The organism is Paraburkholderia kirstenboschensis (genome assembly GCF_904848585.1).
GTDB lineage: Bacteria > Pseudomonadota > Gammaproteobacteria > Burkholderiales > Burkholderiaceae > Paraburkholderia > Paraburkholderia kirstenboschensis.
Genome location: NZ_CAJHCR010000016.1, coordinates 13,003 through 30,220 on the forward strand (window position 1 = coordinate 13,003; position 17,218 = coordinate 30,220).

The 17,218-nt window shown below is 62.4% G+C and carries 15 protein-coding genes; 11 read left to right on the forward strand and 4 right to left on the reverse strand.

What is annotated here, in order from left to right; genetic code table 11:
• The first annotated feature begins 16 nt into the window (after positions 1 to 16).
• The 4 genes from trpD (at position 17) to JMY24_RS29295 (ending at position 3,482) form a co-directional block, all read left to right on the forward strand.
• Positions 17 to 1,048, forward strand: a complete 1,032-nt coding sequence (gene trpD / locus JMY24_RS29280; protein ID WP_027779424.1) for an anthranilate phosphoribosyltransferase — start codon at positions 17 to 19, stop codon at positions 1,046 to 1,048.
• Between the two features lie 30 nt (positions 1,049 to 1,078).
• Positions 1,079 to 1,876, forward strand: a complete 798-nt coding sequence (trpC, locus tag JMY24_RS29285) for an indole-3-glycerol phosphate synthase TrpC (protein ID WP_128585921.1) — start codon at positions 1,079 to 1,081, stop codon at positions 1,874 to 1,876.
• Between the two features lie 42 nt (positions 1,877 to 1,918).
• Positions 1,919 to 2,545, forward strand: coding sequence for a CYTH domain-containing protein (locus JMY24_RS29290; RefSeq protein ID WP_128595882.1), 627 nt, complete (start codon positions 1,919 to 1,921; stop codon positions 2,543 to 2,545).
• Between the two features lie 94 nt (positions 2,546 to 2,639).
• A complete protein-coding gene (locus JMY24_RS29295; RefSeq protein WP_128595883.1) occupies positions 2,640 to 3,482 on the forward strand; it encodes a uracil-DNA glycosylase in 843 nt (280 codons plus the stop codon).
• A gap of 233 nt (positions 3,483 to 3,715) precedes the next feature.
• Here the strand turns inward: JMY24_RS29295 and JMY24_RS29300 are convergent, their stop codons facing one another.
• From JMY24_RS29300 to JMY24_RS29315, 4 genes are all read right to left on the reverse strand, one after another.
• On the reverse strand, positions 3,716 to 4,312 hold the full coding sequence (locus tag JMY24_RS29300) for an FMN-dependent NADH-azoreductase (RefSeq protein ID WP_128585918.1): 597 nt from the start codon (positions 4,310 to 4,312) through the stop codon (positions 3,716 to 3,718).
• A 149-nt stretch (positions 4,313 to 4,461) separates the two neighbouring features.
• Complete coding sequence (locus JMY24_RS29305) at positions 4,462 to 6,258, reverse strand: M61 family metallopeptidase (RefSeq protein ID WP_201703417.1); 1,797 nt, start codon at positions 6,256 to 6,258, stop codon at positions 4,462 to 4,464.
• A 94-nt stretch (positions 6,259 to 6,352) separates the two neighbouring features.
• Positions 6,353 to 7,078, reverse strand: coding sequence for a DsbC family protein (locus tag JMY24_RS29310; RefSeq protein WP_128585917.1), 726 nt, complete (start codon positions 7,076 to 7,078; stop codon positions 6,353 to 6,355).
• 167 nt (positions 7,079 to 7,245) lie between these two features.
• On the reverse strand, positions 7,246 to 8,418 hold the full coding sequence (locus JMY24_RS29315) for a UbiH/UbiF family hydroxylase (RefSeq protein WP_201703392.1): 1,173 nt from the start codon (positions 8,416 to 8,418) through the stop codon (positions 7,246 to 7,248).
• A 258-nt stretch (positions 8,419 to 8,676) separates the two neighbouring features.
• On the opposite strand from JMY24_RS29315, the gene ychF reads away from it, so the two are divergent.
• The 7 genes from ychF to ettA all read left to right on the forward strand — a co-directional run bounded on the left by ychF (position 8,677) and on the right by ettA (position 17,050).
• Complete coding sequence (gene ychF, locus JMY24_RS29320; protein ID WP_128595887.1) at positions 8,677 to 9,771, forward strand: redox-regulated ATPase YchF; 1,095 nt, start codon at positions 8,677 to 8,679, stop codon at positions 9,769 to 9,771.
• Between the two features lie 618 nt (positions 9,772 to 10,389).
• A complete protein-coding gene (ugpB, locus tag JMY24_RS29325; protein WP_128588298.1) occupies positions 10,390 to 11,724 on the forward strand; it encodes a sn-glycerol-3-phosphate ABC transporter substrate-binding protein UgpB in 1,335 nt (444 codons plus the stop codon).
• Positions 11,725 to 11,873: 149 nt separating this feature from the next.
• Positions 11,874 to 12,758 (forward strand): sn-glycerol-3-phosphate ABC transporter permease UgpA, encoded by an 885-nt coding sequence (gene ugpA / locus JMY24_RS29330; RefSeq protein ID WP_114197645.1) that lies wholly within the window; start codon positions 11,874 to 11,876, stop codon positions 12,756 to 12,758.
• Positions 12,755 to 13,600, forward strand: coding sequence for a sn-glycerol-3-phosphate ABC transporter permease UgpE (gene ugpE / locus JMY24_RS29335; protein ID WP_128588296.1), 846 nt, complete (start codon positions 12,755 to 12,757; stop codon positions 13,598 to 13,600). Before ugpA ends, ugpE begins: the two co-directional genes overlap by 4 nt.
• 88 nt (positions 13,601 to 13,688) lie before the next feature.
• A complete protein-coding gene (locus tag JMY24_RS29340; RefSeq protein ID WP_201703393.1) occupies positions 13,689 to 14,777 on the forward strand; it encodes a sn-glycerol-3-phosphate import ATP-binding protein UgpC in 1,089 nt (362 codons plus the stop codon).
• Positions 14,778 to 14,810: 33 nt separating this feature from the next.
• Entirely contained in the window at positions 14,811 to 15,110 is a 300-nt protein-coding gene (locus tag JMY24_RS29345; RefSeq protein ID WP_201703394.1) for a DUF3761 domain-containing protein, read from the forward strand.
• 272 nt (positions 15,111 to 15,382) lie between these two features.
• Entirely contained in the window at positions 15,383 to 17,050 is a 1,668-nt protein-coding gene (gene ettA / locus JMY24_RS29350) for an energy-dependent translational throttle protein EttA (protein WP_128595888.1), read from the forward strand.
• Positions 17,051 to 17,218 lie beyond the last annotated feature (168 nt).

The following is a 17,218-nucleotide window of genomic DNA, read 5'->3' on the forward strand; positions in this document are numbered from 1 at the left end:
GAAGCGAGACGACATCATGACAATCACGCCGCAAGAAGCGCTGCAACGGACCATCGAGCACCGCGAGATTTTCCACGACGAAATGCTGCATCTGATGCGGCTCATCATGCGCGGCGAACTTTCGCCGGTCATGGCCGCCGCGATCATTACAGGCTTGCGCGTCAAAAAAGAGACCATCGGCGAAATCACCGCCGCCGCCACGGTGATGCGTGAATTTGCCCGGCACGTGGAGGTGCAGGACAACTCGAACTTCGTCGATATCGTCGGCACCGGCGGCGACGGTTCGCATACCTTCAACATCTCCACGGCGACAATGTTCGTGTCCGCCGCAGCCGGCGCGAAAGTCGCGAAGCACGGCAATCGCGGCGTCTCGAGCAAGTCGGGCAGCGCGGACGTGCTCGAAGCGCTCGGCGTGAATATCGACCTGCAGCCGGAACAAGTGGCGGCTTCGATTGCCGAAACCGGCATGGGTTTCATGTTCGCGCCGAATCATCATCCGGCGATGAAAAACATCGCGCCGGTGCGCCGTGAACTCGGCGTGCGGACCATCTTTAACATTCTGGGTCCGCTCACGAATCCGGCCGGCGCGCCGAATCAACTGATGGGCGTGTTCCATGCGGACCTGGTCGGCATTCAGGTTCGCGTGATGCAGCGCCTGGGCGCAAAGCACGTGCTCGTGGTGTACGGTATGGACGGCATGGACGAAGTGTCGCTCGGGGCGGCCACGCAAGTCGGCGAGTTACGCGACGGCGAAGTCCGCGAGTACGAGATTCATCCGGAAGACTTCGGCATGCAGATGGTGTCCAATCGAACGCTGAAAGTAGCGGACGCCACGGAATCGAAAGCGATGCTGCTCGAAGCGCTCGATAACAAACCGGGCGTCGCGCGCGAGATCGTCACGTTGAACGCGGGCACGGCGCTGTATTCGGCGAACGTGGCGTCGTCGATTGCTAACGGCATCGAGCTTGCACGCGAAGCCATCGCCAGCGGCAAGGCTCGAGCAAAAGTCGACGAACTGATCCGCTTCACGCAGCAATTCAAGCACTAATCAGGTAGCAACCAACGTAGCGAGATTCTTATGAGCGACATCCTCGACCGTATCATCGCGGTCAAACGCGAAGAAGTCCGCGCAGCCGAACAAAGCGCGCCGCTCGAAGAGCTGCGCCTCGAAGCGTCCTCGCGCGATATTCGCGATTTCGTCGGCGCTTTGCGTGCAAAGCATGCAGCCGGACTCGCCGCGGTGATCGCAGAGGTGAAGAAAGCGAGTCCGTCCAAAGGCGTCCTGCGCGAGAACTTCGTCCCTGCGCAAATCGCGCGTTCGTATGAAACGCACGGCGCGGCCTGTCTGTCCGTATTGACCGACGTGCAGTTCTTCCAGGGCAGCGTCGCGTATCTGGAACAGGCGCGCGCCGCGTGCCAGTTGCCGGTGCTGCGCAAAGACTTCATCGTCGATCCTTATCAGATCGTCGAAGCACGCGCGATGGGCGCCGACGCGATTCTGCTGATTGCCGCCGCGCTTGAAACCTCCCAGATGCAGGACCTCGAAGCGCTCGCGCATTCGCTTGGCCTCGCGGTGCTCGTCGAAGTGCATGACAGCGACGAGCTGATGCAGGCGCTCACGCTAAAAACGCCGCTGATCGGCGTCAACAATCGCAATCTGCGCACTTTTGAGACGTCGATTGAAACCACCATCGGCATGCTCGAAGCGATTCCCGACGACCGCATCGTGGTCACCGAATCGGGCATTCTGTCGCGCGCCGATGTCGAAAGGCTGCGCGCGATGGACGTGAATACGTTCCTCGTCGGCGAGGCATTCATGCGCGCGGACGAGCCGGGCGTGGAGCTTGCCCGCATGTTCTTTCCAGGCGCGGCGTGAAGACGCCGCAGCGCATCTAGCGCCCAGATAGCGGAGCACAACATGGCCATGGAACGCGAGATCAAGTTGCTGCTGCCGGCCGCGCAAGTGAAAGCGGCCGCGCAGTGGTTCGTCGCGCGCACCGGCAACGAAGGCCGCGCGATCAAGCTGTCGAATATCTACTTCGACACACCGCAACTCACATTGGCAGCTTCAAAAAGTGCGCTCCGCCTGCGCCATACACCCGACGGCTGGCTGCAAACGTTCAAGACGGTAGGCAGTGCGGCAAACGGTTTGCATAGCCGTCACGAATGGGAAATGCCCGTCGCGGGCGAGGCGCTCGAAATTGACGCGTTGCTGCGCGAATGCGACGAGCCGACCGCCGCGCAAGCGTTGCGCGAAGCAGCGCCGCAATTGATCGAACTGTTTCGCACGGACTTCACGCGCACGCTGTGGCAAGTGAGCGTCGACGGCTCGGAAGTCGAAGCCGCAATCGACCAGGGCAACGTGCTGGCCAAAGTGAACGGCGAATTGCGCCGCGCGCCTATTTCGGAAATCGAACTCGAACTGAAGTCCGGCGACGAAGCCGCGCTGCACGCGCTCTCGAGCGAACTCGGCAAGCAGATCTCCGGCCTCGCGCCCGAGAACATCAGCAAGGCACAGCGCGGGTATCAACTGCGGGCGGGCTGAGCGTGGGTCGCGTCATCGCCGCGCGTTTTCAGAGCCTACGGTGCGCGCCGCCTCGGCTTGAGTCACACCGCGTTTGCTGCGACACTTCTGCGCCATGACTACTGCATCCCGCCCTCGCTCAGCGCCATCACAGGCATCGTTATTCGGCGACGCCGTGGCCCCGGCCGGTTCTATCTCTGCCGAGAGACAGCCGCAATCCCGTCAAGCACCCGACACGCCGCCCACGCTAGAAGCGCAGTTCGCCGCGCTGCCGGCCGAATGGCGAGCGCACCTGAAGCCCTTCGTTGAAAGCGACGCGTACGCGCCGCTCTGCCGTTTCGTCGACGGTGAGCGTGCGGCGGGCAAAACTGTTTATCCCGCCGACGTGTTCCGCGCGCTGCGGCTTACGAGCCCCGATGAAGTGAAGGTCGTGATTCTCGGCCAGGACCCGTATCACGGCGAAGACCGCGGCACGCCGCAAGCTCACGGGCTCGCATTTTCAGTCGCCCCGAACGTGCGCACGCCGCCGTCGCTGCGCAACATCTTCAAGGAAATCGCCGCAAGTCTCGGCCACGAGCCGCCCCGTCACGGTTGCCTCGACACGTGGGCGAAGCAAGGCGTGCTGCTGCTGAACACGGTGCTGACCGTGGAGCGCGACTCAGCCGCCAGCCACGCGAAGCGCGGCTGGGAAAAATGCACGGACACGCTGATTCACGAACTCGCGATGCGTCACGACGGTCTGGTGTTCATGCTGTGGGGGGCACATGCGCAGGCGAAGCGCGCGCTACTCGGCGGCAAGTCACATTACGTGCTGGAAGCGCCTCATCCTTCGCCGCTGTCGGCGCATCGCGGCTTTCTCGGCTGCGGACATTTCGCGAAGGCTAACGAGTATCTCGTCGAGCATGGCCGCAAACCGATCGACTGGCGCCTGCCCGACGAAGCGCAAATGCTGGCTTAACGGCATGCCTGTCTGCAAACCGGAGCAGAATCAGCGGGCAACAGCGGGCAAAAAACAAAAACGCCACGGAATCTAACTCCGTGGCGTTTCAGTTTTCAATGCTTGCGATGCTTGTCCGCTCGATGCGTTAACGCAGCCAGCCTTTGGCGCGGCAAGCGGCGCGAATACGCGCCACGGGAAGCGGCGCGATCGGCTTAACGTGCGAGCCTAAGCAGCAAACGTCAACTGCGATCTCAAGCAGCCGCGATCGCTTCGCGCGCCGCAGCCAGCGCCGCGCCCGCTGCGTCCGGGCCCATATTCAAACCTTCGGCGTAGATGAAGTTGACATCCGTCATGCCGAGGAAACCAAGGAAGCTCTTCAGATACGGCGTCTGGCTGTCGTTCGGCGTGCCCGCATACTTGCCGCCGCGAGCGGATACGACGTAGACCTTCTTGCCCGTCACGAGACCTTCGGGACCGTTAGCGGTGTAGCGGAACGTGATGCCGGCGCGGGCGATGAAGTCGAAGTAAGTCTTCAGTTGCGACGAGATTCCGAAGTTGTACATCGGCGCGCCGATCACGACGATGTCGGCGGCTTGCAGTTCGGCGATCAGCGCTTCGCTGCGCGCGGCGATCGCGGCTTGCTCGGCGGTACGCTGGTCAGCCGGCGTGAAGAACGCGCCCAGGATGGCGTCGTCCAGGTGCGGCAGCGGTTCGGCTTGCAGGTTACGGACGACGACTTGCGCGCCCGGATTCGACTGTTGCAGCTTTTCGGTCAGCTCGTTGAGAAGCAGCGTCGAGTTCGCGCCTTGCGAGCGGGCTGCCGAGTTGATTTGCAGGATCGTGGTCATGGTTGACTCCAGTGGGGGGCGCGCTGTGTTGCGCGAGTGGAGCCATTGTGTTTTTTTACCGATCCGGGAAAAAGCCATCCGGCAGCGACGGATTGTTGCAGTGGTAGAACAATCCGCCGCCCGGCGACGTCAATTGACGTCGGTGCGGATTACGATCCGCTTGTCAGCCAGCGCTCGCGCGCCTTACGCGGGGCGGATCGCTGGTCGCTGACGGTGAGTTTGTAGCGCGACACTTCTGGCCCCTCCAGCTTGAGCTGCGCGGTGCGCAGCTCATCGCGGCGAAATGCGTGAACTTCCACTTTGGCTCCCGCCTGATAACGTCCTAGTAATGTGTCGAGATTCGAGCCCGTCACGCGCAGGCCGTCGAGCGCGATCAGCACGTCGCCGGCGGAGAGCCCCGCTTTCTGCGCGGCGCTACCTTCATGCACGGCCGTCAGCGTACATTCGGCGCCGCCGCGCACCCGCGCGCCGAGCGACGGTTTGCCGCTCTTGTCGGCTTCCGGCGCGAGCGTGACGCCGAACGGTTCGAGCAGTGTTTCGAGCGGCAAGTCTCGCGTGCCATGCACCGCTTGCGCAAACAGCTCGCCCAGGTGCACGCCGGTCGCTTCGGCAAACAGCGCTTCGACCTCGCTTTCGTCGACGCCCACCGGCTTGCCGCGGTAAAAATCGCGGCCGAAGCGCTGCCAGAGCAGACGCATCACGTCGTCGAGCGACTTCCTATTGTTGGTCTGCGCGCGGATCGTCAGATCGAACGCGAGCGCAACGAGCGAGCCCTTCGTGTAATAGCTGACGATTGCATTCGGCGCGTTCTCGTCCTGCCGGTAGTATTTGACCCACGCGTCGAACGAGCTTTCCGCGACGCTCTGCTTCAGACGCCCGCTGCCGCGCTGCACGCCGCCGATCACCTTGCCGAGCATGCCGAGATAATCGTCGACTGAAATCAGGCCGCTGCGCACGAGAATCAGGTCGTCGTAGTAAGAGGTGAAGCCTTCGAACAGCCACAGCAGCGACGTATAGTTCTCGACGGAAAGGTCATACGGCGCAAAGACCGCGGGCTTGATCCGCTTCACGTTCCACGTGTGAAAGTATTCGTGGCTGCACAGACCGAGGTACGTCCGATAGCCTTCCGTGAGCGCGTCGCGGCCTTGTACGGGCAGATCGCCGCGATTGCAGATCAGCGCCGTCGACGCGCGGTGTTCGAGCCCGCCATAACCGTCGGTGACGGCTTGCGTCATGAACACATAGCGATCCACAGGCGCTTTCTTCGACTTCGGCTCGAAGAGCGCGATTTGCGCTTCGCAAATGCGCTTCAAGTCGGCGCTGAGCCGCGCCATGTCCAGCCCGATCACGCGCCCCGCAATCACAACATCGTGCGGCACACCGTGCGCGTTGAACGTCGCCAATTCGAATTTGCCGAGCGTGACCGGATGATCGATCAGCTCATCGTAGTTCTGCGCGCGATATTCCCCGAAGCCGTAACGCTTCGTGCCGCGCGCTTCTGGCAGCGCCGTCGCGACGCGCCAGTTGCGATACGCCGCGCCCTCCGGTTTCTGGATATCGACCACGCACTGCGCCTCCTCGTGACCGAGCGGTGACAGAAACACGCTCGTGCCGTTGAAAAAACCCGTGGTGTCGTCCAGGTGCGCCGCGCGCACCGACAGATCCCAGGCATAGACCTCGTAGCGCAGCGTCAGCGCGCCCTTCACCGGGGCGGCCTGCCACGTGTGCTTGTCGGTTTTCTCGACACGCACCTTGCGGCCCGCATCGTTGAAGGCGCGCAGCGTGACGATGTTGCGCCCGAACTCACGCACCATGTAGCTGCCCGGAATCCATACCGGCAGCATGAAACGCTGGCCGGCCGGATCGGGATCGGCGACGGTTACGGTGACTTCGAACAGATGGGCGGCGGGTTGCTTGGGAACGATGGTGTAGCGGATCGGCTTCATCGGCGGCGATTGGATGGTTTTGGCGGAATGTTGAGGGCTTGATGCGAAAGGAGGCGCCATGTGCGCCTCCTTCTGTTGATATGTGCCGCGTGTGTCAGTGCACCGCTGCCATTTCCTTGTCGAGCCGGTCGGCCGGCACCGCGCCCGGCAGGCGGCGGCCGTCGGCGAGGAATACGGTAGGCGTGCCTTCCACGTTCATCGCATGCCCGAGCGCGAGATTTTTGTCGATCGCGGCAGTGTCGCAAGTGCCGGCGGCCGTGGGCGCCTGATGGTCCTGCATCCACGACTCCCACGCCTTCGCGCGATCGGTCGAGCACCAGATCGACTTCGACTTGGCGGTCGAATCCGGCGACAAAACCGGGTACAGGAACGTGTAAACCGTCACGTTGTCGATCGACTTCAGCGTGGTTTCGAGCTGCTTGCAATACGGGCAGTTCGGGTCGGAGAACACCGCGATCTTGCGCGAGCCGTTGCCCTTCACCACCTTCACCGCGTTGGCGAACGGCAGACTCGCGAAGTCGATGCGGTTGGTTTCCGACAGGCGCGCTTCGGTCAGATTCTTGCGCGTCTTCGTGTCGACCATATCGCCGAGCAGCACGTAGTCGCCGCTGGCGTCGCTGTAGACAATCTGGCTGCCGAGGTTCACTTCATACAGGCCGGCAATCGGCGACTTGGTCACGCTCTTGATCGTCACGTCCGCGAGACGCGTTTGCAGTGTGGCCTTGAGTTTGTCGGTGGCCTGATCGGCTTGCGCGGAGCAGCCGATGGTGACAGCGGCAATCGCGAGCATGGCGGCCGCCATGCGGAAGGTTTTTTTCATGCTGAATTCCTGGTTCAATCGCGCGTTGCGCGCGTTGGGCGTTCATGCCGTTGCCCTTCCTTTGCTTGGGGAGGCAGCGGCATCTGTGCGTTCATGATACCTGTCTCACCGACGCGGCATGCCGCGCCGAGTTGAAGCCGGGTTGAAGCGGGGTTGCAGTCCGCCTTTCAGCCGAGCGCGGCCGACACGAGCCAGCGCTTGATGAACGGCTGTGCGCCGACGAAGGCCATGCCGCTATTGCGCACGATTTTGGCCAACGGGCCGGGCACGGAGAAAAGTTTCTGCAGGCCGTCGGTGGCGATCATCAGTGCACGAATGTCTTCGCGGCGCGCGCGTTCGTAGCGCCGCAGCAGCACCATGTCGCCGAGATCGCGAAACGACTCCTTGGCCGCGACGGTATCGGCAAGCGCGGCAACGTCGCGCAAACCGAGGTTCATGCCCTGCCCCGCGAGCGGGTGGATCAGATGCGCGGCGTCGCCGACCAGCGCGACGCGCGGCGCCACCAGGCGGTCCACGGTTTGCAGCGCGAGCGGAAAGCCTTGTGCCGGCGTCACGCAGTCGAGGCCGCCAAGCTGGCGCCCCGTGACGCGCTCCACTTCTGCTGCGAGCTGGGCCGGATCGAGCGCGATCAGTCGCTCGGCGTGCTCCGTGCGCGCCGACCACACGAGCGACACGTGACCGTCAGGCATCGGCAGCAGCGCGATGATTTCGCCGTCTTTGAACCATTGATAAGCGGTCTCGCCGTGCGGTTTCTCGGCCTTGAAGTTCGCGACGACGCCGGTCTGCCGGTAGTCGCGCCGGTTCATCTTCGAGCCGATCTGAGCGCGCACCCACGAATGCGCGCCGTCCGCGCCGACCAGCAGATCCGCCGCGAGCACGCTGCCGTTCGCGAGACCGACGCTCGCGCTGTCGGCGGTGAAATCGAGCGCCTGGGCGCGGCTGTCGATCCACGTGAGGTTCGGCTGGAAGCGCAGCGCCGCATCGAGCGCGCGCTCGATCACCGACGACTCGACGATCCACGCCAGTTGCGGCACCGAAGCCTGAAACGCGGAGAAATGCAACTCGGCGTGGGCGTCGCCGAAGACGCGCATGTCGTAGACGGGACCGAGCCGCGCCAGGTCGAGTGCCTGCCAGACGCGCAAGCGTTCGAGCAACGCCTGAGAACTCGACGACAACGCATACACCCGCGAGTCGAACGAAGCGCCGGCGGGCAGCGACGCGCAGGGCTGCGCGAGCAGCGCAACGCGCAGTCCGCCTTGCGTGAGCGCAAGCGCCGCGGTCTTGCCGACCAACCCGCCGCCGATCACGGCGGCATCGAAAGTCTGATGGTGTGCGTTCATCCGCGCATTATAGCTGCGGGGTTGCGGGGGACGGACCGGGCGCGCAGCTTTCTGAAGCCACGTCAAGAAGCCGATTGGAACGGGTTACAATTACGTTTTCCGTGACAAAACTCGCCCAGAATCGTCGAGGCAACGCCCGCTCTGGTGTCGCGTCCCGCTCCGCTGCGTTTCCCTTTGCCGCCAAACGCGAAGGCTTCCCGAATCCTGCACACAGCGTCGAGCGCATCACGCAATTTACTGAATCACTGAAGGATTTCCATGAGCCTCAAATGCGGCATCGTCGGCTTGCCTAACGTCGGCAAGTCCACTCTGTTCAACGCGCTGACCAAGGCGGGCATCGCTGCCGAGAACTATCCGTTCTGCACGATCGAGCCGAACGTCGGCATTGTCGAAGTGCCGGACGCGCGCCTGAAGGCGCTTGCCGAAATCGTCAAGCCCGAGCGCATTCTGCCTGCGGTCGTCGAATTCGTGGACATCGCCGGTCTGGTGGCGGGCGCGAGCAAGGGCGAAGGCCTCGGCAACCAGTTTCTCGCGAACATCCGCGAAACCGATGCGATCACGCACGTTGTCCGCTGCTTCGAAGACGAGAACGTGATTCACGTCGCCAACAAGATCGATCCGCTGTCGGATATCGAAGTCATCAACACCGAATTGGCGCTCGCCGACCTCGCAACGGTCGAAAAGGCGCTCGCGCGTTATTCGAAGGCCGCCAAGTCGGGCAACGACAAGGAAGCCATCAAGAACGCCGCCGTGCTCGAAAAGGTGCGCGCTCAACTGGATCAGGCCAAGCCGGTCCGCGCGCTCGATCTGTCGGACGAAGAAAAGGCAACGCTCAAGCCGTTCTGCCTGATCACGGCGAAGCCGACCATGTACGTCGCGAATGTGAAGGAAGACGGCTTCACGAATAATCCGCATCTGGACGCGGTTGCGAAGTTCGCAGCGTCGGAAAACGCACCGGTGGTCGCCGTCTGCGCGGCAATCGAAGCAGAAATCGCCGACCTCGAAGAAGCGGATATGGAAGTGTTCCTCGCCGACATGGGCATGGAAGAGCCGGGCCTGAACCGCGTGATTCGCGCCGGCTTCAAGCTGCTCGGCCTGCAAACCTACTTCACGGCTGGCGTGAAGGAAGTGCGCGCATGGACCATTCATGTCGGCGACACGGCGCCGCAAGCTGCGGGCGCGATCCACACGGACTTCGAGCGCGGCTTCATTCGCGCGCAGACCATTTCTTTTAACGACTACATCGCCTATAAGGGCGAGCAAGGCGCGAAAGAAGCCGGCAAGATGCGCGCCGAAGGCAAGGAATATGTCGTGCACGACGGCGACGTGATGAATTTCCTGTTCAACGTGTAAAGTCCAGCGCTCGCCCGCGAGCGTCTGGCAACCGATAGCTGGCCCGGCCGCCGCGCGCGGCTCCCGCCTGGTATGTATGTCACAAAGCCCGCTTCGCGCGGGCTTTGTGCTTTTTGCGGGCTGTGGGAGTGTCTGCCAACGCTCTGCCGTCCGTCCTGAGCGCGCTTGCATTCGCTTGCGGGTCCAGCTATCGCCTCGGGCTCACCTCAAGCCGTCGAGTGTCGGATTCATCCGCAAATGTTTCAATTTCATGACATGCGATGTTAAATTGCGGCATCCGGCGCCACAGTAAAAGCGACGTCGGACTGTCATCGAACACAAATAGAATCGCGCGATTCGCAATTGCGCCCCTTCCGTACCATCGTTCATGGATGGGAGTAAGCGCCAAAGCGCCAACTCCCATCGACCGCTTTGCATGGGACGGGAGTAGGCGCTAAAGCGCCAACTCCCATCGACCGCTTTGCATGGGATGGGAGTAGGCGCTAAAGCGCCAACTCCCATCGACTGCTTTGCATGGGACGGGAGTAAGCGCTAAAGCGCCAACTCCCATCGACTGCTTTGCATGGGACGGGAGTAAGCGCTAAAGCGCCAACTCCCATCGACACAGGAGACTAATCGATGAGTTTGAAGCCGCTGTTCCGTTCGCTTTCCGTTGCCGCCGTGCTGAGCGCGGGCATTATGGGCACCAGCCAGACGGCCCAAGCCGCCACGGAAATCCAGTTCTGGCACGCAATGGAAGCCGCACTGGGCGAACGTCTGAACGACATCGCCAACGCATTCAATGCGTCGCAATCGGATTACAAGATCGTGCCGGTATTCAAGGGCACCTACGACCAGACGCTTGCCGCCGGCATCGCCGCATACCGGAGCGGCAACGCGCCGGCCGTGCTGCAAGTCTACGAAGTCGGCACGGCGACCATGATGCAGGCGAAGAAGGCTGTCATTCCCGTATCGGAAGTGTTCAAGCAAGCCGGCGTGCCGCTCGACGGAAAAGCGTTCGTGCCGACCATCGCCAGCTATTACAGCGACGCCAAAAGCGGCCAGTTGCTCTCGATGCCGTTCAACAGCTCGACGCCGGTTCTCTACTACAACAAGGACGCGTTCAAGAAAGCCGGCCTCGATCCGAACCAGCCGCCGAAGACATGGGCCGAATTGCAGGTCGACGCGCAGAAGCTCAAAGCCTCTGGCATGGCGTGCGGCTATTCGTCGGGGTGGCAAAGCTGGATCCAGTTGGAGAATTACAGCGCGTGGCATGGCGCGCCGTTTGCGTCGAAGAACAATGGTTTTGACGGCGCCGACGCGCAACTCGAATTCAACAAGCCGTTGCAGGTCGAGCACATCCAGTTCCTGCAGAACATGCAAAAGGAAGGCACGTTCACCTACGTCGGCCGCAAGGACGAACCGGTCTCGAAGTTCTACAGCGGCGATTGCGGGATCATCACCAACTCGTCGGGCTCGCTTGCCACGATCAAGAAGTACGCGAAGTTCAACTTCGGCACCGGCATGATGCCTTACGACGCGAACGTGAAGGGCGCGCCGCAGAACGCGATTATCGGCGGTGCGAGCTTGTGGGTGTTGGCGGGCAAGGACCCGGCTGTCTACAAGGGTGTGGCGAAATTCCTGTCGTATCTGTCGTCGCCGCCGGTCGCCGCAAAGTGGCATCAGGACACGGGCTATCTGCCGGTCACGACCGCCGCTTATCAGTTGACGCAGCAACAAGGCTTCTACGAGAAGAACCCGGGCAGCGACACCGCCATCAAGCAGATGCTCAACAAGCCGCCGCTGCCGTACACGAAGGGCTTGCGTCTGGGCAACATGCCGCAGATCCGCACGATCATCGACGAAGAACTCGAACAGGTGTGGGCTGAGAAGAAAACGCCGCAACAGGCGCTCGACTCAGCGGTTTCGCGTGGCGACGAGTTGCTGCGGCGCTTCGAAAAAGCCGGCAGTTAAGCGCAGTAGCGGCCAGGGCAGCCCATGCAGCCCATGCGGCAATAAGGGCGAACAACCGCGACCCGGCGCAAAAAAAGCATAAAGCCAGTCGGCAGGGTTTCGGCGCAGTCGCGTCGAAACCCGCTTGCAGCACACCTTGGGAATCTCCGATGGAAAAGCGCTCCCGCTTCGGCACCAGTCTGCTGCCCTACCTGCTCGTCGCGCCGCAACTGGCGATCACGGCGCTGTTCTTCCTGTGGCCCGCAGGCGAAGCGCTGTGGCAATCCACGCAAAGCCAGGACGCGTTCGGCACGTCGAGCGAATTTGTCGGGCTCGCCAACTTCCGGCAACTTTTCGCCGATCCGCTCTACCTGTCATCGTTCAATACGACGCTGATTTTCTGTGCGCTCGTCACCGTGTCCGGCCTCGTCATTTCACTGCTGCTGGCCGTCTGCGCCGACCGCGTCACGCGCGGCGCGAAGGCTTATCAGACGCTGCTGATCTGGCCGTATGCGGTCGCGCCGGCAATCGCAGCCGTGTTGTGGTCGTTTCTGTTCAACCCGAGTATCGGCCTTGTCACATTCGCGCTCGCAAAGTACGGCATCGTGTGGAATCACGCGCTCAATGCGGGACAGGCGATGTTTCTCGTCGTGCTCGCATCGGTCTGGAAGCAGGTCAGCTATAACTTCCTCTTCTTCTATGCGGGCTTGCAGGCAATTCCGCGCTCGTTGATCGAAGCCGCGGCCATCGACGGCGCCGGTCCCGTGCGGCGCTTCTTCGGCATCGCGCTGCCGCTGTTGTCGCCGACCAGCTTCTTCCTGCTGGTCATCAACATCACCTACGCATTCTTCGACACGTTCCCCGTGATCGACGCCGCGACCGGCGGCGGTCCCGCTCAGTCGACCCGCACGCTCATCTACAAAATTTTCGCGGAAGGCTTCCAGGGACTCGACATCGGCAGTTCCGGCGCGCAGTCGGTGATCCTGATGGTGATCGTCGTCGCGTTGACGGTCGTGCAATTCCGCTTCATCGAACGCAGGGTTCAATACTCATGATCGAAAACCGCCGCGGTTTCGACCTCTTCTGTCACGCGGTGCTGATACTCGGCGTCGCGTTGGTGGTGTTTCCGGTGTACGTCGCGTTCTGCGCGGCGACCATGAGCGAGCACGAAGTGTTCACCGTGCCGCTCTCGCTCGTGCCGAGTTCGCATCTCTTCGAAAACGTCGCGACGGTCTGGGCGCACGGCAGCGGGAACGCGGCGGCGCCGTTCGGCCGCATGCTGTTCAACAGCCTCGTCATGGCGCTTGCCATTGCTATCGGCAAGATCGCCGTGTCGATGATCTCCGCTTTCGCGATCGTGTTTTTCCGCTTTCCGTTTCGCAATCTGTCGTTCTGGCTGATCTTCATCACGTTGATGCTGCCGGTCGAAGTACGCATTTTTCCGACCGTGCAAGTCGTCTCGTCGATGCACCTCAGCAATACGTATAGCGGTTTGACGTTGCCGCTGATCGCCTCGGCCACTGCAACGTTTTTATTCCGCCAGTTCTTCATGACCTTGCCCGATGAGTTGATGGAAGCCGCGCGCATCGACGGCGCGGGCGCCATGCGCTTCTTCTGGGACGTCGTGCTGCCGCTGTCCAAAACCAACATGGCGGCGCTTTTCGTGATCACTTTCATTTACGGCTGGAATCAATATTTGTGGCCGATTCTGATTACGAGCCAACAGTCGCTGACGACCGCCGTGGTCGGCATCAAGAGCATGATCGCGTCGGGTGACACCGCGACGGAATGGCATCTGGTGATGACGGCGACGCTGCTTGCCATGCTGCCGCCGCTCGCCGTCGTGCTGACCATGCAACGCTGGTTCGTACGCGGACTCGTGGATGCGGAAAAATGATCTCGCCGCGCCAGCGCATCAACGCATCAATGCACTGACGCCGCACAGGCAACAGATAAACGACACGCAAACGAAGGGCTAAAACCGCATGGCTGCACTGACACTGCAAGGCGTTAAAAAAACCTACGACGGCAAACAGTTCGTGTTGCACGGCATCGACGTCGACGTGAACGACGGCGAGTTCGTCGTGATGGTCGGGCCGTCGGGTTGCGGCAAATCCACATTGCTGCGGATGGTCGCGGGGCTCGAGCGGATCTCCGAAGGGAGCATCTCGATCGCCGGCAAAGTGGTCAACGAGCTGGAGCCGAAAGACCGCAACATCGCGATGGTGTTTCAGAACTACGCGCTCTATCCGCATATGAGCGTGGCGGAGAACATGGGCTACGCGTTGAAGATTGCGGGCGTCGACCGGGCGCAGATCGCGCAGCGCGTGAACGCCGCCGCGCAGATTCTCGAACTCGAGCCGCTGCTGCAACGCAAGCCGCGCGAGCTGTCGGGCGGACAGCGTCAGCGTGTGGCGATGGGCCGCGCCATCGTGCGCGAACCCGCCGTGTTTCTGTTCGACGAACCGCTATCCAATCTCGATGCGCGTCTGCGCGTGCAAATGCGGCTCGAAATCCAGCGTCTGCACGCGCGGCTCGCGACCACGAGTCTGTACGTGACGCACGATCAGATCGAAGCAATGACGCTGGCACAGCGTGTGATCGTGATGAACAAGGGTCACGCCGAGCAGATCGGCGCGCCAACCGAAGTCTACGAGCGACCCGCAACGGTGTTCGTCGCCGGCTTCATCGGTTCGCCCGGCATGAATCTGCTGGAAGGCCGCGTGTCCGACGACGGTTCCACTTTCGACGTGGCGGGCAACGGTCCGCAACTGCCGCTGGCCGGCGTCGCGTCGATTGGCCGCGAAGTCGCCAAAGGACGCGAGTGGACGCTCGGCATTCGTCCCGAGCACATGAGCCCGGGCCAGGCCGGTGCGCCGCATGCAACGCTCACCGTCGATTCATGCGAGTTGCTCGGCGCGGACAATCTCGCGCACGGACGCTGGGGCAAGCACGACGTGACGGTGCGATTGCCGCACGCGCACCGGCCGGCGGCCGGCGAAGCGCTGCAGGTCGCGCTGCCCGCCCCGCATCTGCATTTCTTCGATCCGGCAAGCGGGCGGCGGGTCAACTGACACGCGCGGCCATAACAACAATCCATAAAAATCATGCAACACATTGGCTTGAAAACCGCTCGCTGCAGCGTCGCTGTTCTGGCCGCGCTGCTGGTCGGCATGTCGCCGGCATTCGCGTATATGGCGCCGGGTACGACGCCCAACGAAGCCGATCTCAGCAATCACAACACCTACACCAATCGCGACGGCAACACGGTCCATGCGCCGGCCCGGTCGCTGTCGGGCAAGGCGCCTGAAGGCGCGACGGCGCGCTGCCGCGACGGCAGCTACAGTTTCAGCCGGCATCACAGCGGCACGTGCTCGCGACACGGCGGTGTAGCCAGCTGGCTGTGAATCGCGCAGAGCCCGGCAGGAATTCGCAACCGCGCGAGCCCCGCTGCCGCCGCGCGCTCATGCCGAAGTACAATGCCATCTGCACACGGCCCGCGCGCGGCCGTCGGTGAGCAGGACACTGCGCTTGGACACCGCGCTCGACACCGCGCCGGCCGGCGCCGGGCACTCCGCCTGGTCATGACATCGCCGTAACACCGCCGTGGCACCGGTTACCTATCCACCCACGACTGCCCGCCCCCTCGCGGCCGGCGTCGCCAACGTCTCGCAAGCAAATGGCCCAATACGTCTTCACCATGAATCGGGTCGGCAAGATCGTGCCGCCCAAGCGTCAAATCCTGAAAGACATCTCGCTGTCCTTTTTTCCCGGCGCGAAGATCGGCCTGCTCGGCCTGAACGGCTCGGGCAAGTCGACGCTGATCCGCATCATGGCCGGTGTGGACAAGGACATCGAAGGCGAAGCCACGCCGATGCCGAACCTGAACATCGGCTATCTGCCGCAGGAACCTCAGCTCGACCCGAACAAGACGGTGCGCGAAACCGTTGAGGAAGGTCTGGGCGACGTGTTCAACGCGCAGAAGAAACTCGACGAAATCTACGCGGCCTACGCGGAGCCCGACGCCGACTTCGACGCGCTCGCCGCCGAGCAGGCAAAGTACGAAGCGATTCTCGCGACAACCGACGGCGGCAGCGCCGAACAGCAGATCGAAATCGCCGCCGACGCGCTGCGCCTGCCGGCGTGGGACGCGAAGATCGAACATCTGTCGGGCGGTGAAAAGCGCCGTGTCGCACTGTGCAAGCTGCTGCTCGAAAAGCCGGACATGCTGCTGCTGGATGAGCCGACCAACCACCTCGACGCCGAATCGGTCGACTGGCTCGAACAGTTCCTCACGCGCTTTCCCGGCACCGTCGTCGCGGTCACACACGATCGCTACTTCCTGGACAACGCGGCCGAGTGGATTCTCGAACTCGACCGCGGCCACGGCATTCCGTGGAAGGGCAACTACAGCAGTTGGCTCGATCAGAAAGAAGAACGCCTGAAGCAGGAAGAGTCGTCGGAATCGGCACGTCAGAAAGCGATCAAGAAGGAACTGGAGTGGGTGCGCCAGAACCCGAAGGGCCGTCAGGCGAAGTCGAAGGCGCGTATCGCTCGCTTCGAGGAACTGAACAGCCAGGACTACCAGAAGCGTAACGAAACGCAGGAGATCTTCATTCCGGTCGGCGACCGCCTCGGCAATGAAGTGATCGAATTCAAGAACGTCACCAAGTCGTATGGCGACCGTTTGCTGCTCGATGACGTCAGCTTCAAGATTCCGGCTGGCGCGATCGTGGGCATCATCGGTCCGAACGGCGCCGGTAAGTCCACGCTGTTCCGCATGCTGACCGGCCGCGAAGAACCCGATTCGGGCGAGATCGTGAAGGGCCCGACCGTGAATCTCGCTTACGTCGACCAAAGCCGCGACGCGCTGGACCCTTCGAAGACAGTGTTCGAAGAAATCTCCGGCGGTGCGGATGTGCTGACGGTCGGCAAGTACGAAACGCCGTCGCGTGCGTACATCGGCCGCTTCAACTTCAAGGGCGGCGATCAGCAGAAGATCGTCGGCAATCTGTCGGGCGGCGAGCGCGGCCGTTTGCATCTCGCGAAGACGCTGATCGCGGGCGGCAACGTGCTTCTGCTTGACGAACCGTCGAACGACCTCGACGTGGAAACGCTGCGCGCGCTTGAAGACGCATTGCTGGAGTTCGCCGGCTCAGTGATGGTGATCTCGCACGATCGCTGGTTCCTCGACCGCATCGCCACGCACATTCTCGCGTTCGAAGGCGATTCGCAAGTCACGTTCTTCGACGGCAATTACCAGGAGTACGAAGCGGACAAGCGTGCGCGCCTTGGCGAAGAAGCCGCTCGTCCGAAGCGTCTGCGTTACAAGCCGATTACGCGCTAAGGCTTGCCGCGTAAAAAGCAGCTGCGCCTGCTCGTCGGGAGACGGGCGGGTTGCTTCAGGTGGGCTGCTTCACGCGGCCCGCGTCGGCAGCACCCCGATTCGCTTGGCAGCAAATATCGGCTCTATAGCAGCCACAAACGCCACACGTCGGCGGCCTGGCGACGGGGC